Genomic DNA, 211 nt, shown 5'->3' with positions numbered 1-211 from the left:
ATTCCAGAAGGTGATCCTGGAGGCTATGGAGTACAGTCTCATGGCAGGGGGGAAGCGTCTTCGTCCAATGCTGATGCTGGAGACTTACCGGATGTTCGGAGGGAAGTCGGATATCATTCGCCCTTTTGCGGCTGCCCAGGAGATGATCCATACCTATTCCCTCGTACATGACGATCTTCCGGCGATGGACAACGATGAATTTAGAAGAGGC

The 211-nt window shown here is 52.6% G+C and carries 1 protein-coding gene; it reads left to right on the top strand.

Annotated elements, in window-relative coordinates:
- The coding region (locus tag HJY11_RS14705) for a polyprenyl synthetase family protein (RefSeq protein ID WP_208076580.1) at nucleotides 1-211 on the top strand (211 nt) is incomplete at both ends.

The organism is Bittarella massiliensis (ex Durand et al. 2017), from assembly GCF_017566145.1.
In the GTDB taxonomy this organism is placed as follows: domain Bacteria; phylum Bacillota; class Clostridia; order Oscillospirales; family Ruminococcaceae; genus Bittarella; species Bittarella massiliensis_A.
This window is presented reverse-complemented; position numbering and strand designations above follow the sequence as displayed.